Genomic DNA, 23,027 nt, shown 5'->3' on the forward strand with positions numbered 1-23,027 from the left:
GTAAGTGGCATTAAATATCATTCAATATAAATGAAAAAATGCGAAGGTATAACGTTATGGATAAATTCAAGGTTAGTATTATAGTTCCGGTTTTTAATTGTGAGCAGTATATCTCTAACTGTTTAGAAAGTATAGTATCTCAAACACATAGAAATATTGAGATTATACTTGTAAACGATGGGTCATCAGATAATAGTGAATCTATAATTAAAAAATTTATGGAGAAGGATAAACGAATAGTATATTTTTATCAGGAAAACAGTGGACCATCAGCTGCACGTAATACTGGGATCACTAACTCAAACGGTAAATATTTGGTTTTTGTTGACTCAGATGATACTATCGATAACAGCTATGTTGAAAGCCTATTAAAAGCGATAGTGGCTACAAGGTCAGATATTGTTTGTTGTGGTTATAAAGATATATCTGAATATGGAATAGTAAATTATACAGACTTCAAAGTCGAAAAAGGGGACTCTTTATCCGCTTATATCAAAATGGCTAGCCATGGTACTGGGGGCGTACTTTGGAGCAAAATATATAAAAAAGACATTATCGAAACCAATAATTTAAGAATGAATAAAAAATTATTTATGTCGGAGGATTTAATTTTTGTTTTACAATACCTAACATACTGCAAAAATTTTAACGCAATACCTCAATATTTATATAATTATAATAGACTTAACCAAAAGAGCATTAGTTGTAATATCTCAATCGATTATATGGATAATTACGTAAAAGTATGGGAGGAAATAATTACAACTTTAAAGCCTTTATCCTTAAAAGATTTTAACTTAGAAAAGCTTATTACAAAGAAAGTTCAAGAATTTGTTCTCAACATAGTAGAGAGTCAAAGTAAAAACTTACACACTATAGGGATTAACACATCTGTAAATAATATTAATAAAGTGTTATCCAAAAGATTTATACAAAGATATGTAAAAGAATTTAATTCTAATAATTTAATTAATAAACCTTATGTCTTCTTTTTGAAAAATAAGTTAATTAAATTAAGTATTGTATATGGAGTCATTTTGACCTTTTTAAAGAGTTTAAGAAGGAAATGGAAAATTAAAAGGCTGGGAGCATATGAAAAAAAAGTTATTAATAGTTATTGATTCTCTAGTTATAGGAGGGGCTGAAAAAAGTTTAGTGTCGTTGCTAAATATTTTAGATCTTACTAAATTTGAAATAGAACTAATCTTGTTTAAAAAAGGTGGAGATTTGGAGAAATACATCCCAAGTGGGATTACACTTCTACCTGTCCCTGAGTATTTTAGATATACAAGTGGAGAAAAAATGCATATATCAAAAAAAATAAAATATTCTTTATATAAATTAAAAACTTCCATTCAATTGAGGTTAAATCAGTATAAAAAAAATGTTCTTCATAGTGAGCAAGTTGTATTTAAAAATATAAAAGAAGCTATTCCCCAAATCCAAAAAAGATATGATGCAGCCATAGCATACAGCCAAGGAATGCCAACATACTTTGTTGCACATAAAGTAAATGCAAAAAAAAAATTAGCGTGGATAAATACTGATTATGTAAATACACTTTACGATAAACAACTTGATTACCAATCATATAAAGAATTTAACAAAATAATTACTGTTTCTCAAAATACCAAAGAATCCGTAGGGAAAATTAGACCAGAGTATTATTCTAAAGTAGATATTATGTTAGACATCATCAATCCGGAGATGATTTACGAAATGGCTGATGACTTTAATGTAAAAGAATTTGATAAATCAATAATAAATATATTAACAGTTGGAAGGTTAGCCTCTGTAAAATCGTATGATACGGCAATAGAAGTGGCCAGTTTATTAAAAAAGGATAAATATAAATTTAAATGGTATGTAATAGGAGAAGGTACTGAAAGAGATAAAATGGAATATCTAATACAAAAATACGATTTGGTAGATAACTTTGTGTTGCTTGGGAAGAAAATAAATCCTTATCCATTTATGAAAAATTGTGACTTATATGTTCAAACTTCTATTAAAGAAGGATTTGGGCTCACAGTATGTGAGGCTAAAATATTGAAAAAGCCTATAGTATGCACAGATTTCCCAACTGCTGGCGAGATTATAAATAACCATATTGATGGGTTAATAGTTAAACACGGAGTAATGAATGTATACATGGGGATTAAGAAATATCTCGATGATAAATACTTCCAGAAAAAGATTATAGATGAACTACGATTTGGAAAGCCGTATAGCTCGATTAATCAATTGGAAAAATTTTACGAATTACTAAACTAAGATTGTGCGGTGGGTATAATGAAAAAAATTTTGGTGGATATCTATTTACAATTCAATTTAGGGGATGATTTATTTTTAGATGTTCTTGCAAAAAAATACCCAGAATGTAAATTCACTGTAAACCATTTGGGAAAGAATTATGATGACTTTCTCTCAAAATATAAAAATGTGACTAGAAGAAAATATACATTATTAAATAAAATAGGTCAAAGGTTAAAAATTACCGATTCTATTACAAATTATAATGAATTGGCAAATGAATTTGATGCATTGCTTTTTATAGGTGGATCGATATTTAGGGAAGAAGAATATCATCACTCTTTATATAATGAAAGGATTAAAATTGTTAGTGAATTTAAAGATAAAAATAAACCAGTATTTGTGCTTGGTGCTAACTTTGGACCGTACCAATCCAATGAGTTTATAACCGATTATCGTAAATTCTTTGAAATGTGTGATGATGTTTGTTTTAGAGATAAATATTCTTATCAATTATTTAATAAATTACCACAGGTCAGATATGCGCCAGACATAGTATTTCAAATGGACACAAGTGAATTTACCAGGGTTTCAACTGAAAATACTATTGGATTTTCTATAATAGATGTAAGGCATAAACAAGGTCTTTCAAAAATGTACAACGACTATATTGAATCTACTGTTAAATCGATAGAACTTTGTTCAAAAAAAGGGTATAAAACTTGTTTAATGTCCTTTTGTGAAGCAGAAGGGGATCATGAAGTTATAAAATGCATTAAAAGTAGACTTAGTGACGACACTAAAAAATACGTCTTAATATATGAATACAAGGGTAATTTAAAAGAAGCTTTACATACAATTTCTACTTTGAGGTTATTTGTAGCAAGTAGATTTCATGCAAATATCCTAGCGTTATTGTTAGGAATTGGTGTTATGCCAATAATATATAGTGAAAAGACAACCAATATGCTAAAAGATATAAAGGCAGATAAATTACTGATTAATATGAACGAGCTCCATCTACAGTACAATGAGGATATGATTAATCTAGGATTAATAAATAAATTCAATCTAGGTCCGATACAGGTTAGCGCTAAAAGCCAGTTTGAAAAGCTCAATGATTTTTTAGAAAATAATGAACTCGTTATGGTGTAATATGAAGAAAAATTTACTATTTATGGTTATTAGTATGAATGTAGGTGGCACTGAGAAGGCATTATTAAATATGATTGAACTTTTTCCGAAGGATAAATATAATATCACAATTTTATTATTAGAAAAGAGTGGGGGATTTCTAGATAGTGTACCAGTATGGGTCAAAGTAAAAAATTTTCAACAATATCAAAATATAAAGTCGATTATTAACGAATCCCCAACTAAAGTATTGTTTGAACATATTAAAAGTTTGAAATTTTTTAAGGCTATTATTTTATTTTTTTTATTTTTAATCTCTCGATTAAAAAAAGATAGAACTATGTTGTTTAGTTACCTTTTGAGAGGTTATAAGCTAAAGGAAGAATATGATATAGCTGTAGCTTATGCAGGTCCAATGGACTTCATAAGCTTTTTTGTTGCAAAAAAAATTAATGCTAAAAAAAGAATCCAATGGGTTCATTTTGATATAACAAAGATTGGATTTAATCATAAGTTTTCATCTAAATACTATAAGATGTTTGATAAAATCTTGGTCGTCTCCGAAGAAGGGAAAAATATGCTAAATGATGCTTTACCCGAATTAAAAAGGAAAACAGAAGTATTCTTAAATGTTTTAAATAGTAAAAAGATTAAAGAATTAGCTGATAATGGGGAGAGTTTTAAAGATGACTTTAATGGCAGTAGAATTCTAACTGTAGGACGACTAAGTAAAGAAAAAGGTCAAGATTTAGCTATACGCACCATAGTTAAATTAAAACAAGAAGGTTTTAATATCCGTTGGTATTGTATTGGAGAAGGATATGCAAGGAAAGAGTATGAAGAGTTGATAAGGATTAATAATGTCGAGGATGATTTTATTTTACTAGGATCTAAGCAAAATCCCTATCCATTTATGAAACATTGTGATATCTATATCCAACCTTCACGGCACGAGGGTTATTGTATAACATTAGCAGAGGCAAAGTGTTTCAATAAACCAATAGTAAGTACAAATTTTACAGGTGCTAAAGAGCAGTTAACCCACGGCCAAACAGGACTAATTGTAGAAGTAGATGATCACCAAATATATCACGCTATAAAGTTGATTGTAACCAATCAAGAGGTTCAAATGAAACTTAAAACAAATCTGCAAAATGAAAATAAGAATTACAATAGTGAGCCTCATACTATTGGGGAATTTTAAATAATTACACTTTAAGTGATAGACGATTGGAGGGTGAATAATGAAGAAAGTCTTATTTATGCTTAGTAGTATGAACGTTGGAGGTGTAGAAAAATCATTTTTATCCTTATTATCGACTTTTCCTAAAAATCAGTACAAAGTGACCCTCTTATTGTTGGAGAAAAAAGGAGATTTTCTCGAACTTATCCCAAACTGGGTAAAGATAGAAGAGGTCGAATGGTATACATCTATTAAGCCAATCATAATGCAATCACCACACCAAACAGTTAAAGGTTACTTAAAAAATCTTCAGCCTCAACGTGTACCAGGTTTTATAACAGCTTATTTACTTTCAAAGTATCTGGATGATAGATACACCTACTATGAACATGTCATTAAGAATATCCCCAACAATAAAACCATATACGATATAGCGATTTCTTATCAAGGACCTACAGATATTATTGACTTTTATATAGCAAACAAGGTTGAAGCTAGGAAAAAAATTAGTTGGGTTCATTTTGATGTATCAAAGTATTATATTAATAAAAATTTATATCTAAAGCTCTATAGTAAGTTTGACCAATTAAACGTTGTCTCAAAATTGGCTAGGAAAGAGCTTATTAACCTCTTTCCCAGTATATCCAACAAGGTTAAAGTATTTCCAAATATAGTTGAAACAAGAGTTATTCAATCCATGTCTAAAGAAATAATTGAATTTGATGATAATTATAAAGGAATTAAAATTTTAACAGTAGGCAGATTATCGGTGGAGAAGGGGCAAGACTTTGCAATACTGGCGTTATCAAAGTTGAGAAAACTAGGTTACGATGTTAGGTGGTATTGTATCGGAGAGGGGAAATATAGAGAACAATTAGAAGTGATGGTAAAAGAACACAATCTTGAGAAGGAGTTTGTTCTTTTAGGATCAACTTCTAATCCATACCCGTATATTGCAAAGGCAGATATTTATGTACAGACTTCTAGACATGAAGGATATTGTTTAACTCTTGCGGAAGCTAAATGTTTGGCAAAACCTATAGTAACTACAAATTTTATTGGTGCATACGAACAAATAAGAGATGGTGAAAATGGTTTTATTGTACAAATGAATGACAAAGAAATTTATCGAGGGGTTAAAAATTTAATAGATAATAGTGAAATTCGAAGAAAATTTAGTGAAAATCTATCGAAAAAAGGAGAAACGCTAGCTAAGGTGTTTGAATTTCCTATTTAGTGAAAGGGAGTATGCAGTATGTATCCAAAAATAAGTATAATTGTACCAGTATATAGGGTGGAAAATTATTTACATAAATGTATTAACTCAATATTGGAACAAACACTATCAGATTTTGAGCTTATTTTGGTAAACGATGGCTCACCTGATAATTGTGGAAATATTTGTGATGAATATGCTAAAAAAGATTCCCGAGTAAAAGTATTACATAAAAAAAATGGTGGATTGGCATCTGCTAGAAATGCAGGGATTAATATAGCTGAAGGGGAATATATAGGGTTTGTTGATAGTGATGATTGGATTGAACCAAATATGTATGAGTTATTGTATGGTATGTGTTTAGAATATGAATGTGAGATAGCCAACTGCACAAGCGTTATTTACTTTAAAAATAAAACAGTTAAAAATGGGACACATTCATTGATAATTCATAATAGACAAGAAGCAATGAAAGCTATGCTCGAGGGAAAGCTCTACGATGAAGTAGTATGGACAAAATTATTTAAAAGGAGTTTATTGGGAGATATTCGATTTAAGGAAGGCGCTGTATATGAAGACACTGATTTTACTTATAAGATAATTCATAAAAGCAGCAAGGTATGCAGTATAGGTGCGCCTAAGTATCATTATATAAAAAGGGACAATAGCACTATGGATAGTGCTATTAAAAATATAAGAATTGATGCAGTAATAATATATGATCAAATGTATCAATTTATGAAAGAAAACTATCCAGACTTAAGGGACATGGTCGCATATAAACTAGCGAATAGTGCTATGGTTGTACTAAATTTAATTTCTAATAATCCAAATTTTAAAGGCTATAAAATACAGTATTATGAAGTTGCTGAAATATTAAATAGGTATTATGGTGAAATTATTAAATTAAATGTATTCCCTAAGAATGTAAAAGTTTTATTATCAGCTTTAAAGTGCCACCCTATGTTTTATAAGATTATTATTAATGGCTTATCAAGGAGACAAGCGATATGAAGAAAATTCTTCTAACGATTTATTACAAACTTTTAGATGGTTATGAGTTAACCAGGGTTATTAAGAATAAAATTATTTCTAAATTAATAAAAGCCCCCTCAGTACGAACAACTGATGAAACATTAGCAAAAATAATTAAGGAGAGTTATTCAATCAGTAGATTCGGTGATGGTGAATTTGCTTTAATGAATGGAAAGGGAATACTCTTTCAGCCTTATCATCCAGAGTTAGGAAGAAGGTTAAAGGAAATAATAAAAAGTAATCAAGAAAAACATTTGGTTTGCATTCCAAATGTTTTTTTTACGGTTGAATGGTGTACAGAAAAAGCTAAAAAGTATTGGACAAAATACTTAAACAATAATAGAAGTGATATTTACAAGAAACTGGACATGAAAAAAGAATACTACGATGCTCTTGTGACGAGATTATATATAGATCATAAGGACAAAAGTATAACAGAAAAACGTTTTAAAATACTAAAACAATTATGGGAAAATAGGCATATTGTAATAGTGGAAGGTGATAAAAGTCGTCTTGGAATAGGGAATGACTTGTTTGTTAATGCATTATCAATTGAAAGGATCCTGTGTCCATCTATAAATGCATTTGCCAGATACGATGAAATTTTAAAAGAAATAAAAAAGCATAATAAAAATAAACTTATCCTAATAGCTTTAGGTCCTACGGCCACAGTTTTATCATATGACCTCTTAATGATGGAATATCAAGCACTAGATATTGGGCATATAGATATAGAATATGAATGGTTCTTAAAAAAAGCTATGGAAAAGGTACCTGTTAAAAATAAATATATTGGTGAAATACCAAACGGAACAAATATCCAGGGAATTTTAGATCAAAGATATAAGAATGAAATTATCGCTAAAGTAATGTGATGAAGAAGGTTAATAATGAGAACTAAGCATTCATTAAAGAATATGTATATTGGTGTTGTATCTCAGATTGTACTTGTTTTATTGGGATTTATATCGCGAAAAATATTTGTAGATAACCTCGGGATTGATTATTTAGGGATTAACGGACTTTTAACTAATGTATTATCATTAATGGCATTAGTTGAAAGCGGGATAGGAATTAGCATCGTCTACAATCTGTATAAACCCTTGGCAGATGGAGATAAAAAGAAAGTTATAGCATTGGTACAATTATATAAAAAAGCATATAGTTTTTTAGCCCTCATTGTACTTGCAATTAGTATTTGTTTATATCCCTTCTTGGGATTTCTAATGAAAGATGGAGGGAATATTGAACATTTAACGTTTATTTATTTCCTCTTCGTTTCTAAAAATATGATTTCTTATTTAAATGCACACAAGTGGTCATTGATAAATGCAGATCAAAGAGGCTATATAATAACAAAAATAAACCTCATATTCCAAATTATCACAATGGTAGCGAGAATAATAATTCTTATTACTACAAATAGCTATGTTTTGTATCTAGTAATAGAACTTCTATTATATTTGATTCAAACCATTTATAGCGGGAGAATTGTTAACAATAAATACCCGTATATAAACACTAAAGAAAAGTTCTCTATTGATTTAAATACAAAAGAGAATTTGGTAAAGAATATAAAAGCAATGTTCCTTCATAATATTGGTGGATTTATGGTTTTCGGGACGGATAATATTCTGATTTCTTCGTTAATTAGTGTAGGGACAGTAGGCCTTTATTCAAACTATACAATGATTATTCAACAAATTTCGGCACTAGTAGCTCCAGTACTAGGAGGAATCGATGCAAGTATAGGTAACTTAGTTGCCACAGAAAGTACTGAGAAAAGTTATTCTATTTTCAAAGTTTATTTCTTGGTTAGTTTTTGGATATATTCATTCTGCGTTATTTTATTATTTAATTTACTTAATCCTTTTATAAGTTGGTGGATTGGAGATGTATATATTCTAAACAATCTATCCTTATTTTTTATATTATTAAATTTTTATCTTACCGGTATGCGAACAGCAATTGCTACATTTAAAAATAAAGCAGGATTATTTACACAAGATAAGTATGCACCTATATTTGAGGGATTAATCAATTTAATAACTTCGTTAATCCTATTTAAGTATTATGGGTTAGCAGGAATTTTCATGGGAACTACCGTAAGTACATTATTAACTGTTTTCTGGACACAGCCAGTTATCGTATATAAAAATGTTTTTAAAATCCCTTTTACACGCTACTTTATAAAATATGGAACATATTCAATGATTATGGTTTTAGTTTGCATGATTACAACGCTTGCATGTAATAATCTTATATCTGGAGGTAATTTCCTTTCTTTAATAGGAAGAGGATTAATTTGTTTAATTATCCCTTTTATTTTTTATTTTGTTTTATTTTATAGAAGCGAGGAGTTTAAATATATCTTAAATATTATAAATAGTGTTTTGACAAAGTTTAGGATAAGAGTCATGTCTGTTGTCTCGAGGTAATTCTTATTTTAAATAAACTTAAAATATCAAAATATCTCTATTTCAAAGGGGGTAGTATTCCCTAAGAAACATTCCTTATAAGGGGTAGCATTCAATGATGCTACTCTTAATCCCCTGTAACCTTCCCCTTCCCCTTCTTCTTTTTTAGTAATTCCGCATTCTTCTCATTTTTAACTTTGTCGATAAATTGTACAATCCTTTATTGATTAGTTACATAAATAATAGTACAGGATTATTTCTGTAAAAAAATAATAAAGGAGATGAAAGTATTGAGAACTCCAATCTATGAACTGGAGTTGGCGAGGTGGGGTGTTTATAATGACGGGACTCATCCTGTTGAAACGACAAGAGGAATTAATACCGCACTTAAATGGGCAAAAGAAAATGGGTATAAGACTTTTAAGGTACCAGATGGAACGTATCTTATTGCCAAAGGAACACAGCCGGGGGATTCAGAGGCCAGAGTTAATTTAGTAAGTGAAATGGATTTTCTACTGAGTGACAAGGCTGTCTTTCAAAAGGAAACAAATCATTATGAAATATACTCAGTTCTTTATCTAGGGACGGGAGTTAAAAATGTAACGATCAAAGGGGGGACTTACCGTGGTGATAGGGATACTCATAATTATTCAATTAAGGGTGATTACACGGGGGGAACTCATGAGTGGGGGACTGGTATTAATATAGTTGGTGCTGAAAATGTAGAAATTCAAGGTTTAAAGTTGGAAAAATTTACAGGAGATGGAATTACTATTAATGCTTCAACTATAACAGGTTCTGCGATAACAGAACTCAGCGTTGAAACTGGGGGGCTTGATGATTATGGAAATCCTATTCCTTCTAATGGGAAAATCCGGACAAATAATAGAAGTGTTACCAATTTTGATCACTCAGCTTATAATATTTACCGTAATATATATTTTTGGCTGCCACAAGGGATTACTCCTAATAGTAAAGTAGACGTATTTTATTATAGGAAAGATGGAACATTTATTAAATCAGATAAGCAAATTAGATACTATTCTGGCGAATCTATTATTCCGGATGGTGCCGATTACTTTCGAGCTGTATTTGAGGCCCCTTCCACTAAAGGCTTTGTAGTTAATCGTATGACGGTTGCAATTTCAAAGAATATTATTATAAAAAATAATGATATTGGTCATAATAGAAGGCAGGGTATAAGTCTAGTTGGTTCAGACGGGGTTCAAATATTAGAAAATATTATTCATCATACTAATGGAACTGCCCCACAGAGTGGTATTGACATCGAACCAGGCTTTTTTCCGGGAAGGAATACTACTATTGAAAGAAATAAATTTATTGAGAACAGAATACAAATTGTGATGGCAGATGGAGAAAATGTACTAATTAAGGGGAATTACTTTGAACAGACAGGACAGGGAAATGTAGGGGTTCATGGACATGCTGGTTTTAGAGGAGAAATAGTAATAAGTGATAATATCTTTAGTGGTTCAGGACTTACACTTCATCCAGAAAATGTTCAAGTATCTAATAATAAATTTTCAAATGGTGAAGTAAACTTAGTTGGGAAGAATATTACCTTTACAAATGCATCTCTTTTTGATACAAGCTTAAGTTCAGGAAATCAGGAAGGTCAAATAATAACAAATGTGTCAATCCAACATAATGGTATACGCCCAGGTATATTGTATTTTGGAAATTATAAGGTTCAATTTAATAATATAAATGTAAATGCAAAGACCCAAGGAAAGGGACTGATTTTTGGGAACGGAAACAACGAAAGTATTTATGATAGGTTTCTGATAGAAGATATAGATAAAAAAGGCACAATTTTGCCGGCTGGAGTTTATAACCAATGTAACTTTGAGGCTGGCGTTCTCACGATTAATAGGGGAGGGGCATATACATTTACTTCATGTTTTATGAAGGATAAAGGGAATATTATTACAGTAAATAGTCAACAAGGAAACGTAACTATACAACAGTCAATTTTAGAAATAACAGAGAATATAGGCTATGGTGCTGCAATATATATTCTTGGTGCCCAAAATATTAAAATAATAAATAGTAAAATTCTTGCACCTAACAATACAAATGCCACCCCTTTGATCAAATTAGGGCCTTATGGAGCCCCTAAGCCTACAACCATATTCAACGCAACTATTAAAGAGAACACAATCTATACAAAAACATCCATCCCTGGAATCGAAACCACTAATGCTGGTGTTGATGCACCTCCATATTTAGTTGAGGATAACACCCTTTATAATGCTAAACTATATCTATCTAGCAAAGATATCAACCTTAATAACAAACTCTTATAAACTAATAAGAAGCCCTAAATTTGATATTATCCCCTTCAATTAGACAGTGTAAAAAGACCATCTAAAAAATGGCGTTACACTTAACTTGGAGGGGGTTTTTCATGGGCAAAACGGGAAGATCGAACCAAATATATACAGAGGAATTTAAAAAAAGGCAGTATACGAAGAAGGATACAAAAGTCATCAAACAATGTCAGAAGAGCTGGGCCTTTGAAGCTCAACCTACTTAAAGGGCGCCATAAGACGAACTTTAAGAGTATTGAAGAGGAAAGAGATTATTATAAGGCTCAGGTTGAATACCTAAAAAAGCATATCCAAATTTACGTTATCCTATCACTTGGTTAGTTGAGATTGCGCAGGTTTCAACGTCGGGTCTATTCACTATGCGTACCCTTTTTATGGATATCCCCTTATGAAAATAACTTTTAAAGACGAAGGACTTCATATGAATCAAAAAAAGGTATACCGATTAAGGATATGAACATTCAAGCTGAGATTTGGAAGAAGCGGAAATTCTTTGGCAGGAAGCCTTCCGTTATCTATTCTAATTTATTAGACCGTAACTGCTTTAAGGCTCTAAAACCTGATGAAAAGTACGTTACAGATTTCACCCATATTCAATTGGGAAATTCATTTTATTACCTTTCGGTTATTCTCGACCTTTACAATAATGAAGTTCTTGCCTGGAGTATTTCAAAGAGAATGACTCAGAATTCTTACTTAGTACACTTGATCAATTAACACAAAAAGAAACGTGCATGGAGTGATCCTGTATTCAGATCAAGGCTTCCAAAACATGTATCTCTATAATTATAAAAGGTTTCAGAAAAAACTAAACCAGTGTGCCCCGGGTGAATACCAACTCACATTGACTGCTTAGTCTTTTTTAGGGCTGTCTACTTGACAGGGGTAAGACCAATCAAATGCTACCTATTCAGGTGTTCTTCATTTATGAAGGAAGGTTCCTCCTTCCTATCCAAACAACCAACAAAGTTGATTAAAGCCTAACCCCAGCTGGTGAGTTGTATCTAATTTTGACATTCCTAAAAGTATGGCGGTAGTATCCACTTTGAAATTATGTTTGGCCAATCTCTGTCCTTACATTTGATTTCCTAAGTTACCTTTCGAAAACAATAAACGGAAGATATTTTTGGTCAAGGTGGGAAAGGTCCCGGTTGTCTTAAACACCCAGCATAACGTTCAATATATACTTCTATAATCTCAATCCTCCACAAGTGAAATCAAAAAAAGTAATAATATGAACATGAGCATTTTTCGTCCGTGGTCATCCTTCCAAATGGATAGAATCAACAAAGGGTTGATCACCAAATCCACTCAACAGTTTAGTTACATGGTCAAAATCACCATATTTTTGTACAAATAAAAAGAACGAAATGTTCTTTAAAAAGAATTAAAAATATAATATAATTCAATAGAAAGGGCAAAAAATCGTTTTTAATACTGCCCACCTTAATAATTTTTAGGTAAAAATTTTTGTGATAAATGTTCGTTATAATGTACAGAAAGAAAAGGGTGATAATATGAACAGTAAAAAAAATCCAAATTTTACTCCGGGAGGAGCAGGTGAACCTGGAAAAGGAAACAAATAAAATCCAAGGGAGGGGCCAGTGGTGAAATCCATTGGCTTGTCTTCGAAAAACATAAGGAGTTCGTAATGAAAGAACTACAACTTCAAATAGGTGACCATTCAGCCAGGGTAAGCTGTACATCCCTTAATCTAATGAATTTCTTTAAGAGACAATTCACTGTAAAAGAAAATGCAGCACAAGTAGATTTAAATATTACAATCCATGAGGGCTATGGCAATCCATTTACAAATTATGAAGTAAGAGTATTAAAAGGAATTAAAACAGTCAATTTTCAACGCGCCGACTATTTAATCGAAGCATCTTTAGACTATAAATCTGCGATAGTTTATGTGCACGATGAATTGGCATTAAAACACGCCCTTATGAATCTGTACAGCTCATATATTGTTTACCACAACTGGGGCCTGTTGATTCATTCCTCCTGTGCTGTAGAGACAGGAAAAGCCCATATCTTTTCCGGCCATTCTGGAGCAGGGAAGTCTACAGCAGCCAGTCTGTCGGAGCCAAGAGAACTTTTATCCGATGAAGCATCGATTGTTAAAATCACCAGCGATAATGTAACCATTTTTGATTCACCATTCAGAAGTGAACTCAATTCTGAGGGAAATGGTCAAGCAGCTCCTTTAGCCAGCATCCAGCTTTTGCATCAGTCTATCCAAAATAAACGCGAACAACTAAAAAAGACAGATGCCCTTATAAATCTGGTGGATAAGGTATTTTACTGGGCACACAGTCCGGAAGAATCAAAGAAAGTGATGGGCTTGCTTAAAACCCTGGTCAGCAATGTCCCGGTATATGAGCTTTATTTTAAAAAGGATAATACGTTTTGGGAGTTGATTTCGTAATGGTACAGTACATTCAAGTAAATGACTATGAGACTGCTGAATTTGACGGCGAGTGGGTTGTTTTAAATACTGATAAATACACTGTGACAAAGCTTAATGAAATCGGCGGTTTTTGCTGGTCCATGATGAAAGATGCCCAAACAGTAGATTCTTTGTGCCAGGCAATTGAACAAGAATTCGGGCGGGCCAGTGACAATCTTTCAGAAGATATTGAAGCTTTTTTATATGAATTAATGGAATATGGGCTGATTCAGCATGCTGTTTGATCAGTCGACTGTTGAACTTTTTAAAAGTACTATCCAAAAGGATGGATATCTTATTCTTCCTTCTATGGGGAACAGCATGTTCCCCCTGATCCAGCAAGGGAATCTGTGCCGTTTTGTTTCATGCCAGGCTGTAGAAATGAAAAAGGGAGACGTTGTTTTATATTACTCGAAAACGGGCCAGATCATTGCCCACCGTTTTGTTGAAATGAAATTCATGAACGATACGAGCTACTTCTATTTAAAGGGAGATACCAACCTTGGATTTGATGCCCCAATTAAAGAACATCAGATCATTGGAAAACTAGTCTCCATTCAAAAGGGTGATCGGGATGTTCACTCTAATGGTCTTGCTTTAGACCTGTGGGGGAAGCTTGTGATTGCGATACCAGCTCTTTCTGGGATCTTGCGAAAATACTTAAATTGCAAGACGCACTACCAATTTTAATTCACTGGAGTGTCCTCTATGATTGCACAAACAAAAGAAGAACTCACTCGAATCATTAAACCATATTTTATAACGGAAGATTTTCCTAAAACCTTTCGGATGTTAAAGCCGTTTATCTTAACGCAGTGGAAGGCTTATGTAGTCCTTTTTTCATTATTGGCCGTGGATATCTTTTTTACATTGGCTTTCGCATGGTTCTTTGGCAAATTGACTAATGCTGCGATTCATGGTGACTTTCAAGAATTAAAAAAGTTGATGCCGATAGGGATTGGGTTGACCCTAATAAGTATTACTTCTAATTTTTGCGATATTTACTTCGAGACGATTGCTACAAATGGTGTGAAGAATGAACTAAAAGAGCATTTATTTCATCATATCCTCCGCTTGCCCGCTGGCCAGACATCAAGTCTTCGCTCCGGAGACCTTCTGTCCTATTTCAACAATGACATCCATGCGGTAGATGGAGTCATCGGAGGCAGCTTGATCAGTCTTATTCGGCTTCCTTTAGTTTATATCGCCGTCCTCATCTATTTATTTCAAATCAACTGGGTCTTATGTTTAATCAGTGTGGTTATTGCTCCGATTGCGATTGCAGCTGGCGCCGTATTTGGGTTGCTGCTCAAACGGAATGGAAGAAAGCTGCATGAACTTGTAGCAACGGTCAATAGCCTTTTGGCTGAAACCTTCCAAGGTCTTCAGGTCATTCGTTCGTTTACCTTAGAAAAGAACACATTCAAACATTTCTCACGAAAGAATAAAGAATACTTTAGATTGGAATTGGAGAATGCGAAGCTGCAAGGGTGGTATTACTCCGGAGGTTATCTAATCAATTCAGTGGTGTTTTTAGTTAGCCTGTGCCTTGGTGCCTATTTTGTATCTAAAGGCAGCATGACGGTTGGCTCTCTGCTTACTTTTACGAACTTAGTCGGCTATCTTGTTTCCCCCTTAACCGGGATTGCGGGACAGTGGGCAGGATTCCAAAGGTCGGTTACAGCTATTGAAAGGCTGATTAACCTGTTGGAGAGGCCAGCAGCATCACTAGAACTGCCATCGTATACTCCAATGGTTCAAGAGATCCACTCTATAAAATTCTCGAACATTTCATTTGGATACGATGAGAATAAGAAGATCTTCGATAAGTTTTCTTTGGATATCCCTGAAGGAAAGGTTGTAGCGTTCGTCGGACCAAGTGGTGCAGGGAAAACAACTTTGTTTAATTTATTGCAGGGATTTTATCAGCCGCAATCGGGGAACATCTTGATCAATGGGCAGCACACCGATAATTTAACTTTGGGAGAATTGAGAAGTGCTATCGCCCATGTACCACAGGAAACCTTTTTATTTGGTGGAACTATTAAGGAGAATTTAATGATTGCCCGTCCAAATGTTTCACAAGCTGATATAGTTACAGCCTGTCGACAAGCCCAAATTCACGACTTTATTGCTTCCTTGCCAGCTGGATATGATACTGCAATTGGAGAGCGGGGGATTAAGCTTTCAGGCGGACAGAAACAGCGAATGGCCATTGCGAGGGCCATTTTAAAGGATGCACCTATTCTGCTATTGGATGAAGCCACCTCCGCCTTGGACAGTGAAACAGAGTACCATGTGAAAACAGCTTTGGATCACTTAATGAAAAACAAGACAACACTTGTCATCGCGCACAGACTATCTACAATTCAAGATGCCGATCTCATTATTGTTATGAAAGAAGGGAGAATTGATCAATTTGGAAACCATTATGAATTAATCAATCAAACGGGGTTATACAAAAAATTACATTATAATATTTTGGCCAAAAAAGAAAAATAACTAGTTTCAAAATTCACTAAAATATAGGAGGGCTTGAAGTGAGTTTAGAGTTTTTAAAAACCCTATTTAATAAGTCAAATATATTACCAGATGATCAAGATTTTTACCAACAATTATTGGAGGACAAGGATTTCCTAGTAGTTGGTCCTCAAGTTTACTCTCATTTAAAAATGCTAGATAGATTAAATCAGACCCCAGATTTCTTCCGGGAAAAATTAAAGGCACGTTTCTCGCAATCACTTTATTTAAATATGTTTATTAAAAGCGAACTTGAAATTATACTTGAAACCTTTGAGAAAGTGGGTATTGATGTGATTCCTTTAAAAGGTGTTACATTCGCTGAAAAATACTTTAACCACCTTGGTGCTAGGCCCACTTCAGATATTGATCTATTGATCAAACCTCAAGATTTAAACAATGCGGTTGAGTGTATTAAATCATTGGGATTTGACATTGAACACGCTGGAATTGAAGACCACTTCCATACCAGCTTTAGTAAGATACAAACATGGTCCAAGATACCTTTAACTATCGAAATTCATTGGAATCTATTACAAGAGAGTACTGCATCATTTGAAATAAATAAATTTTGGGACGAGTCACTCCCGGTTGATACACATGTACATGTTAGGGAATTATCGAATTATCACACCTTCTACATGATTTGTATCCATGGCTGGAGGCATAACCTTGATTCTCCTAAATATTATTTGGATATCATTCAGCTGATCCATAAGATTGGAAATGAAATTGATTATTCAAGGCTTATGCAAGATGCTAATAATCATAAAACATTAAAAAGAATGATTAGAACCCTTTCTGTTGTTTATCAAGAGTGTCCATTTGTAGAAGAGTTAAAACCATTTCCGTATAAGCGGTCAACCAGCTACTTAGAATATGATGCAAAAAAAGGGTTTGGAGGTAAAAAGTATAAAAGGTATATGGATTTTATTGATTACCAATTTTTAAGTTATGATACTGCGGGACATAGGCTTCAGGAACTAGTGAAGTGGGTTAAAACAAAAAATTAACAAAAGTTTATACGCACTTTTCACCGAGTAAAAGTCTTTATTGTCTTTATTGTCTTTTCTATCTGTCCAGTATTGTTTATTTTAACGTTATTAAAGTCGGTTTCCTATTTGTGTAAAGTAAACCAGGGATTAATTACTAGTATTTATACTTAAATATGTCTTTTATAAAGCATTTAAGAAATAGATAGAATGGTTAAGGCCAAATGAAGGGTTTCTAAACTTATGCGTAAGTTAAATAGGATAGTATGCATAGATGCAGGAGGATGTCGTATGGAAAAACGTTTTGAAGAATTAGATTCATTAAGGGGATTAGCTGCATTATCCGTTCTATTCGGTCATATGCTCTTAATCTTCAATTCATCATATGTCACTACGCTGTTGTTTGAATATGGACCATTAAGATTTACTGTTGCTGGTTCTGAAGCAGTAACATTATTTTTTGTTTTAAGTGGATTTGTATTATCGTTGCCCTTTTATACGAAACGAAGATTCAGCTATGGAAAATATACAATAAAACGATTATGTAGAATCTATATCCCTTATATATCAGCTATTATTATTACACTAGTACTCCGAGAGTTGTTTTTTACTAACAAGATAATTGGCTTATCTCAATGGTTTAACGTTAATTGGTCGCAGCCATTTACGCTATTTACTTTTAAAGAACATCTTTTATTAATATCAACCTTTACTAGTAATTTGAATAATGTGGTATGGTCATTAGTTCATGAAATGAGAATTTCACTTGTATTTCCCCTAATTATGTTTATTTTAATAAGATTAAATATTAAGAAGAGTATTATGTTTTGTATTAGTATGTCAATTATAAGTGTCGTTTATGCAATAGTATTTGAAGCTCAGTTTTTGGGAACGGAGCTTTATGCTACACTACATTATTCTTCAATCTTTGTTGTAGGTGCTCTATTGAGTAAGTATCATACTGTTTTAAAACAGCATCTATTACAGCTTAATATGCCAAAGAAGTGCTTATTGTTTTTTACTGGAGTAATTTTATTTTTGTATGCCCATCCTTCCTTTATATTAAATATAATACAGCCCGGGTTTGACCCATTTTTAAGGGCGGTAATTGACACTTGGTTTACTTCGATTGGTGCCAGTATTATTATAATGTTTGCCATTTCAGGTAATTTTTTTTCGGAAATTTTAAATAAAAAGTTAGTGAATTACATCGGTAAAATTTCCTATAGTCTTTATTTAATTCATCTACCTGTATTATTTTCTAGTTTCCATCTTTTATATAATGTTCTTCCAACATGGGTAGTATGTGTAGTGGCTTTTGCTGCCTCGCTAATGTTAGCTTCTCTCATGTATCATCTTATTGAAAAGCAATCAATTAAATTTGGGAAATACTTAACAAAACAGTGGATCGATAAAACCAAACAGGTTGAAGAAGTGTCAGCATGAAAAAACGCTACATTCTACTAGTGGGCATATGGTGTATAATCATTTTTGCATTCGCCTCTTCCAGATTCTATAACGGCGAAAATACATTAATGTACATTCAGATTCTGTTTGGGCTTGATTACAACCAGGCTGAAGTCTTAAATGCCTTCGTACGGAAAGGTGCCCATGTGTTTATCTTTGGTACCTTGGCGGTTATTATTTATTTTATGCTTAAACGGAGGTTCTTCTTCTTGCCTTTGGGAGTAACAACTCTGTTTGCGATAGCTGATGAATATAATCAATCCCTGGTTCCCGGGAGAACAGCATTAGTGTCTGATGTGTTATTGGACTCCTTGGCAGCTTTTTTGTTTCTAGTAATTGCCCGTAGGTATTTCGCTGACAGCAAGGGTAAGAATCTTTCTTATGACGTAACCAAGGAGTGAATTGAACAATAATATTTGTGTTTGAATGGAATCCTTTTAGGCTGTGTAATAGTATGATCTGTAATGAGTATGGTCGTAACTTTAGTGACTAAACAATAATTACTAAAATTACAAATCCCTTAATCTCTAAGTTTAAGGGAATGCCATAGGATATCGAGTTGTGGGGGATTTGGGACGAGCCTTGAAAGATTTTAAGTTTATTCCAAAAGACATCAAGGGTTTAAAAACTTAGGTAATAGATGCCATAGTTTAAACTAGCGGTTAAATAAAGGAACTGTTGCTTTTTTCATTTGCCATATAAATAGTAACCAATCCACTTCTGGGACTCAGTTAATATAGAAAAAGGCAGGTGAAAAGTAAAACTTTCCACCCGCCTCTTTATTTTGAAATGTTTTTAAGCAATTCCTACAACCTTTAAGGGCGTCTTCCAGTTTTAGGACCTTTCCCTTTTCCAGGAAACACACCCCCTGTAGCCCCTCCGCCTGGAAATTCACCACGCTCTTTAGCAGGAATACCATCGACGCCCCAACCCAATCCAGGAAATGGCTTATTTGTACTTCCGCTTATCTGTGTTTCAAATCTAATAGGAGTATGGCTTAATACTTGTGGTTTTACAATTCGCTCCTTAATCATCTTTTTTCACCACCTTTTATTTAATTATATAACAAACATATTGTTCTTAAAATAGAACAAAGGTGAAATATGAATTTATATATATCCGAAAATCAGCTTAAAGCATAAATCCCCCTTTTTTAAAAAAGGGGGGATTTGTATCGTCATTTGATAAATTTTATTGCCTAATTAAGCCCTGTCATTTGGTATCTATACCCCCTCACCCACAAACACAATTCCTTCCCATCTTCTTCGCCCTGTAAAGCTGCTGGTCGGCTTGCTCGATCGTACACTTCAAATCAGGAATTTGCAGTAATTCCGCAACCCCAATAGACAATGAAATGGGCAGTGAAATTTCTCTGTGTCCTCTAAAAAAGGATTGGTTGTCAATCTCCAAACGGATTTCCTCTAGTTGGTCTACCGCTTGTTCCCGAGTTTCGGCAGCAATAAAGATAATGAATTCATCTCCGCCATACCGGGCAGCGAACATGTCCTTCTGCAGCTTCCGGCAAATAATATCTCCTACGCTGTAAATGGCTTGATCCCCGACCTGGTGGCCATACATGTCATTTATTTTTTTAAAACGGTCAATATCCACCATGGCGATAAACATTTTCTTTGAACCGGGTTCGAAGGAAGAAAGGACTTTCTCGAATTTCCTCATGTTGTACAGGCCCGTCAGCGGATCCCTTTCTGCGTATACTTGCAGCTGCTTCGTCAGCTGAAGGTGGGCTGTCCCGGAGTAAATAAAGAAATATAAAATATACGAGCATAGCAGGATGGAAGTTGCTCGGATTAAGACGAGTTCCCGAAAAATGGCTAGTCCGTTAGGTGAAGCGAGAACGATCGCCAGGTCTGAAACCAGCCACGATACGACGATGATCCAAAACGTTTTTAGGTAGTCCATTTTATTTTCATTAAGCGGATAAGACAGCACTGCCATCAATGGCGGAAAAACGGTCGTAAATATGAGTTCCTGGAAATTCGTGTATCCTTCGGCCAGACTGAAGTACGCGCAAACAAGGAGAACAACCGGAACCGTATATTTCCACCCATGAAATAGAGCCAGGAAAATCAGCGGGACTAAACGAAAATCGAATTTCAGTCCATGGTAGCTTATCGGAAAATAAAACATCGTGATGACTGTTCCTGTCACAATGGCAATATGGATGATCGGGATAAGAGTATCATGAATTTTTTTGGTCTGATTTAAATACAGACATGTGTTGATCATCAAATGCATGAGAAGAAGTATTCCCAGATTGGAGAGGATGGCCTGGACCACTTCGGGTGCCTCCTAGTTCTAATTTTGATAGAAAAATGTATAATCCGCCGTGTCAGATTTGTGACTTTTTACCTAATGCTATAAAATGATGATTGGAATAGTGGTAAATAGACACAGCTGCTCCATATGCAGGAAAAAGAGTTTCTGTACTTGGTAACATTATGAGATCGGGTTTATAATAGAATGATTGTCTTGCAGTATATCTTAAACTTTTATGATTTGAATAAAGGTCAAACGAAAATGGCCGATATTAAAAAAAGAAACATTATATCGATATAACTTTAGGGTATCGATGATTAAAGGAGAGCCTTGGAACATGATTGATCATACCCGGGTAGAAGCATTAAAAATAGAGGAAATTAAAGCGACAAAATTATATTTGTATCTATTTTATTTCATGTATTTTGGATATGATTTCATCTATTATTATGTTCTGCCATTATTTATAGAGCGGAAAATGGGAGTTCCAGATGAAGGGTTAGGCTATTTCCCTTATTTATTCCACCTTCTTTTGCTTCTGGTTGCCTATTATTTTACAAAAAAAGGGAACCCCTTTTCCATAAAATATATTTACTTTTTTTCATTTTTGGTTCTTGATTTTATTAATAGTATCCTGCGTTATTGGGGAACCAGTAATGAATTTAAGACCGGGAACATAGTTGAAATTTTGATTGTCCTCTTTGCTCCCTTGTTTGTAAATAAAGGGTACTTCTGGCTGGTATCAATTGGAATGATCTTGAAATACATTGTTTATGGACTGCTGTTTAAAAGTCCCAGCTTAATTCTGCCGGTAGTCTTGCTGCTGTTTTTCTCCATCGTAGGATATATCTTGCTAACGCGTTTTAATTCTTACATTAATGGAATGATTAAGGCATATGAAAATTCCCGTCAAAAGGAAAACCTTGCTGTGATTGGGCAAATGGCAGCCTCGATTGCTCATGAAATCAGGAACCCTTTATCTGCTCTCAAAGGTTTTACACAGCTCCAGCAGGAAAAAGATATGTCTAAAGATAACTTTTATCCAATCATGCTGAATGAGATTGACCGTATCAATATGATTGTTTCGGATCTATTGATTATTGGAAAACCCAATGGATCGACAAGGAATAAAGCAGAAATTGGTAATATTATTCATTATGTCGTTTCTATCATTAAACCGCAAGCAGTAAGGCAGGGAGTCGAGATTCATATTCAGAAGGACCGCGATCTTCCGCCTATTTTGTGTGATGAGAATCAATTAAAACAGGTTTTTATCAACCTCCTCAAAAATGCAGTGGAAGCCATGCCAGATGGGGGAAATATTTATTTAATAGTGCAAGCTGCCAAAGACTCATTGGTGGTTTCCATTAAGGATGAAGGGGTTGGGATTCCAAGTGATAAAATCGAAAAACTTGGTGAACCTTTTTATACGACGAAGGAAAACGGAACGGGACTTGGATTTATGGTGACAAAAAAAATTATTGAAGAGCATGGCGGCAAAATTGGAGTTCAAAGCGTTAAGAACAAGGGGACAACCGTGGATGTCTCCTTGCCTGCAGGTCCGATAGTTGGTTCAAACAATATTTAAACCAAAAGGTCTATTTTTATGATAGTCCTTTTGGTTTATAATGAGGAAGATGTGTCGATTTTTGACGATTTACATATAGGTATTTAGGCTCATTTTTATTAAAAAGAAGAGGATTTTGTAAACTTATGAGAAATTATGGCGA

The 23,027-nt window shown here is 33.6% G+C and carries 21 protein-coding genes; 19 read left to right on the plus strand and 2 right to left on the minus strand.

The genetic code is table 11. From position 1 onward, the window contains the following. Positions 1 to 56: 56 nt before the first annotated feature. The 18 genes from EV146_RS19610 to EV146_RS19685 all read left to right on the plus strand — a co-directional run bounded on the left by EV146_RS19610 (position 57) and on the right by EV146_RS19685 (position 19,421). Positions 57 to 1,121, plus strand: coding sequence for a glycosyltransferase family 2 protein (locus EV146_RS19610; RefSeq protein ID WP_132009861.1), 1,065 nt, complete (start codon positions 57 to 59; stop codon positions 1,119 to 1,121). Beyond that, the gene (locus EV146_RS19615; protein ID WP_132009864.1) at positions 1,093 to 2,274 is read left to right on the plus strand and encodes a glycosyltransferase; all 1,182 of its coding nucleotides are present in this window, start codon (positions 1,093 to 1,095) and stop codon (positions 2,272 to 2,274) included. Before EV146_RS19610 ends, EV146_RS19615 begins: the two co-directional genes overlap by 29 nt. Before the next feature lie 18 nt (positions 2,275 to 2,292). Further along, on the plus strand, positions 2,293 to 3,408 hold the full coding sequence (locus EV146_RS19620; RefSeq protein WP_219916417.1) for a polysaccharide pyruvyl transferase family protein: 1,116 nt from the start codon (positions 2,293 to 2,295) through the stop codon (positions 3,406 to 3,408). Position 3,409: 1 nt separating this feature from the next. Further along, positions 3,410 to 4,591 carry a glycosyltransferase gene (locus tag EV146_RS19625; RefSeq protein WP_132009870.1) on the plus strand — a complete coding sequence of 394 codons (1,182 nt, stop codon included), beginning with the start codon at positions 3,410 to 3,412 and terminating at the stop codon, positions 4,589 to 4,591. Between the two features lie 40 nt (positions 4,592 to 4,631). After that, positions 4,632 to 5,807, plus strand: a complete 1,176-nt coding sequence (locus EV146_RS19630) for a glycosyltransferase (RefSeq protein WP_132009873.1) — start codon at positions 4,632 to 4,634, stop codon at positions 5,805 to 5,807. Between the two features lie 18 nt (positions 5,808 to 5,825). Continuing rightward, a complete protein-coding gene (locus EV146_RS19635; protein ID WP_132009876.1) occupies positions 5,826 to 6,800 on the plus strand; it encodes a glycosyltransferase family 2 protein in 975 nt (324 codons plus the stop codon). Beyond that, on the plus strand, positions 6,797 to 7,696 hold the full coding sequence (locus EV146_RS19640) for an SP_1767 family glycosyltransferase (protein WP_132009879.1): 900 nt from the start codon (positions 6,797 to 6,799) through the stop codon (positions 7,694 to 7,696). Before EV146_RS19635 ends, EV146_RS19640 begins: the two co-directional genes overlap by 4 nt. Before the next feature lie 15 nt (positions 7,697 to 7,711). Next, on the plus strand, positions 7,712 to 9,259 hold the full coding sequence (locus tag EV146_RS19645; protein WP_132009882.1) for a lipopolysaccharide biosynthesis protein: 1,548 nt from the start codon (positions 7,712 to 7,714) through the stop codon (positions 9,257 to 9,259). A 260-nt stretch (positions 9,260 to 9,519) separates the two neighbouring features. Then, positions 9,520 to 11,565 (plus strand): right-handed parallel beta-helix repeat-containing protein, encoded by a 2,046-nt coding sequence (locus EV146_RS19650; protein WP_132009885.1) that lies wholly within the window; start codon positions 9,520 to 9,522, stop codon positions 11,563 to 11,565. A 101-nt stretch (positions 11,566 to 11,666) separates the two neighbouring features. Beyond that, a complete protein-coding gene (locus EV146_RS28205; RefSeq protein ID WP_277873228.1) occupies positions 11,667 to 11,795 on the plus strand; it encodes a hypothetical protein in 129 nt (42 codons plus the stop codon). Positions 11,796 to 12,042: 247 nt separating this feature from the next. After that, on the plus strand, positions 12,043 to 12,306 hold the full coding sequence (locus tag EV146_RS28410) for a DDE-type integrase/transposase/recombinase (RefSeq protein WP_373566084.1): 264 nt from the start codon (positions 12,043 to 12,045) through the stop codon (positions 12,304 to 12,306). A 934-nt stretch (positions 12,307 to 13,240) separates the two neighbouring features. Continuing rightward, complete coding sequence (locus tag EV146_RS19655; RefSeq protein ID WP_132009888.1) at positions 13,241 to 14,020, plus strand: hypothetical protein; 780 nt, start codon at positions 13,241 to 13,243, stop codon at positions 14,018 to 14,020. Beyond that, positions 14,020 to 14,286: a PqqD family protein gene (locus EV146_RS19660; protein ID WP_132009891.1), complete on the plus strand. Its 267-nt coding sequence runs from the start codon at positions 14,020 to 14,022 to the stop codon at positions 14,284 to 14,286. The genes EV146_RS19655 and EV146_RS19660 overlap by 1 nt, the downstream gene beginning before the upstream one ends. A gap of 64 nt (positions 14,287 to 14,350) precedes the next feature. After that, on the plus strand, positions 14,351 to 14,731 hold the full coding sequence (locus EV146_RS19665; RefSeq protein WP_338419223.1) for a signal peptidase I: 381 nt from the start codon (positions 14,351 to 14,353) through the stop codon (positions 14,729 to 14,731). An 18-nt stretch (positions 14,732 to 14,749) separates the two neighbouring features. Next, positions 14,750 to 16,543: an ABC transporter ATP-binding protein gene (locus EV146_RS19670; protein WP_132009897.1), complete on the plus strand. Its 1,794-nt coding sequence runs from the start codon at positions 14,750 to 14,752 to the stop codon at positions 16,541 to 16,543. A 38-nt stretch (positions 16,544 to 16,581) separates the two neighbouring features. After that, positions 16,582 to 17,574, plus strand: coding sequence for a nucleotidyltransferase family protein (locus EV146_RS19675; protein WP_132009900.1), 993 nt, complete (start codon positions 16,582 to 16,584; stop codon positions 17,572 to 17,574). A gap of 270 nt (positions 17,575 to 17,844) precedes the next feature. Beyond that, a complete protein-coding gene (locus EV146_RS19680) occupies positions 17,845 to 18,999 on the plus strand; it encodes an acyltransferase family protein (protein WP_158287150.1) in 1,155 nt (384 codons plus the stop codon). Further along, positions 18,996 to 19,421, plus strand: a complete 426-nt coding sequence (locus tag EV146_RS19685; RefSeq protein WP_132009906.1) for a VanZ family protein — start codon at positions 18,996 to 18,998, stop codon at positions 19,419 to 19,421. Before EV146_RS19680 ends, EV146_RS19685 begins: the two co-directional genes overlap by 4 nt. A gap of 414 nt (positions 19,422 to 19,835) precedes the next feature. Here EV146_RS19685 and EV146_RS19690 read toward each other — a convergent pair whose 3' ends face one another. Both EV146_RS19690 and EV146_RS19695 read right to left on the minus strand, forming a co-directional pair. Then, the gene (locus EV146_RS19690) at positions 19,836 to 20,054 is read right to left on the minus strand and encodes a hypothetical protein (RefSeq protein ID WP_132009909.1); all 219 of its coding nucleotides are present in this window, start codon (positions 20,052 to 20,054) and stop codon (positions 19,836 to 19,838) included. Positions 20,055 to 20,253: 199 nt separating this feature from the next. Next, positions 20,254 to 21,318, minus strand: a complete 1,065-nt coding sequence (locus tag EV146_RS19695; protein ID WP_132009912.1) for a GGDEF domain-containing protein — start codon at positions 21,316 to 21,318, stop codon at positions 20,254 to 20,256. A gap of 316 nt (positions 21,319 to 21,634) precedes the next feature. On the opposite strand from EV146_RS19695, the gene EV146_RS19700 reads away from it, so the two are divergent. Continuing rightward, positions 21,635 to 22,885: an ATP-binding protein gene (locus EV146_RS19700; protein WP_158287151.1), complete on the plus strand. Its 1,251-nt coding sequence runs from the start codon at positions 21,635 to 21,637 to the stop codon at positions 22,883 to 22,885. Positions 22,886 to 23,027 lie beyond the last annotated feature (142 nt).

The organism is Mesobacillus foraminis, from assembly GCF_004340465.1.
Classification (GTDB): domain Bacteria; phylum Bacillota; class Bacilli; order Bacillales; family Cytobacillaceae; genus Mesobacillus_B; species Mesobacillus_B foraminis.

Coding starts and splice junctions, on each gene's coding strand:
- EV146_RS19635 (WP_132009876.1), top strand. CDS start 5,826: ATGTATCCAAAAATAAGTATAATTGTACCAGTATATAGGGTGGAAAAT.
- EV146_RS19640 (WP_132009879.1), top strand. CDS start 6,797: ATGAAGAAAATTCTTCTAACGATTTATTACAAACTTTTAGATGGTTAT.
- EV146_RS19620 (WP_219916417.1), top strand. CDS start 2,293: ATGAAAAAAATTTTGGTGGATATCTATTTACAATTCAATTTAGGGGAT.
- EV146_RS19660 (WP_132009891.1), top strand. CDS start 14,020: ATGGTACAGTACATTCAAGTAAATGACTATGAGACTGCTGAATTTGAC.
- EV146_RS19645 (WP_132009882.1), top strand. CDS start 7,712: ATGAGAACTAAGCATTCATTAAAGAATATGTATATTGGTGTTGTATCT.
- EV146_RS28205 (WP_277873228.1), top strand. CDS start 11,667: ATGGGCAAAACGGGAAGATCGAACCAAATATATACAGAGGAATTTAAA.
- EV146_RS19650 (WP_132009885.1), top strand. CDS start 9,520: ATGAAAGTATTGAGAACTCCAATCTATGAACTGGAGTTGGCGAGGTGG.
- EV146_RS19615 (WP_132009864.1), top strand. CDS start 1,093: ATGAAAAAAAAGTTATTAATAGTTATTGATTCTCTAGTTATAGGAGGG.
- EV146_RS28410 (WP_373566084.1), top strand. CDS start 12,043: ATGAACATTCAAGCTGAGATTTGGAAGAAGCGGAAATTCTTTGGCAGG.
- EV146_RS19685 (WP_132009906.1), top strand. CDS start 18,996: ATGAAAAAACGCTACATTCTACTAGTGGGCATATGGTGTATAATCATT.
- EV146_RS19690 (WP_132009909.1), bottom strand. CDS start 20,054: ATGATTAAGGAGCGAATTGTAAAACCACAAGTATTAAGCCATACTCCT.
- EV146_RS19670 (WP_132009897.1), top strand. CDS start 14,750: ATGATTGCACAAACAAAAGAAGAACTCACTCGAATCATTAAACCATAT.
- EV146_RS19665 (WP_338419223.1), top strand. CDS start 14,351: ATGGGGAACAGCATGTTCCCCCTGATCCAGCAAGGGAATCTGTGCCGT.
- EV146_RS19610 (WP_132009861.1), top strand. CDS start 57: ATGGATAAATTCAAGGTTAGTATTATAGTTCCGGTTTTTAATTGTGAG.
- EV146_RS19700 (WP_158287151.1), top strand. CDS start 21,635: ATGATTGATCATACCCGGGTAGAAGCATTAAAAATAGAGGAAATTAAA.
- EV146_RS19655 (WP_132009888.1), top strand. CDS start 13,241: ATGAAAGAACTACAACTTCAAATAGGTGACCATTCAGCCAGGGTAAGC.
- EV146_RS19625 (WP_132009870.1), top strand. CDS start 3,410: ATGAAGAAAAATTTACTATTTATGGTTATTAGTATGAATGTAGGTGGC.
- EV146_RS19630 (WP_132009873.1), top strand. CDS start 4,632: ATGAAGAAAGTCTTATTTATGCTTAGTAGTATGAACGTTGGAGGTGTA.
- EV146_RS19680 (WP_158287150.1), top strand. CDS start 17,845: ATGGAAAAACGTTTTGAAGAATTAGATTCATTAAGGGGATTAGCTGCA.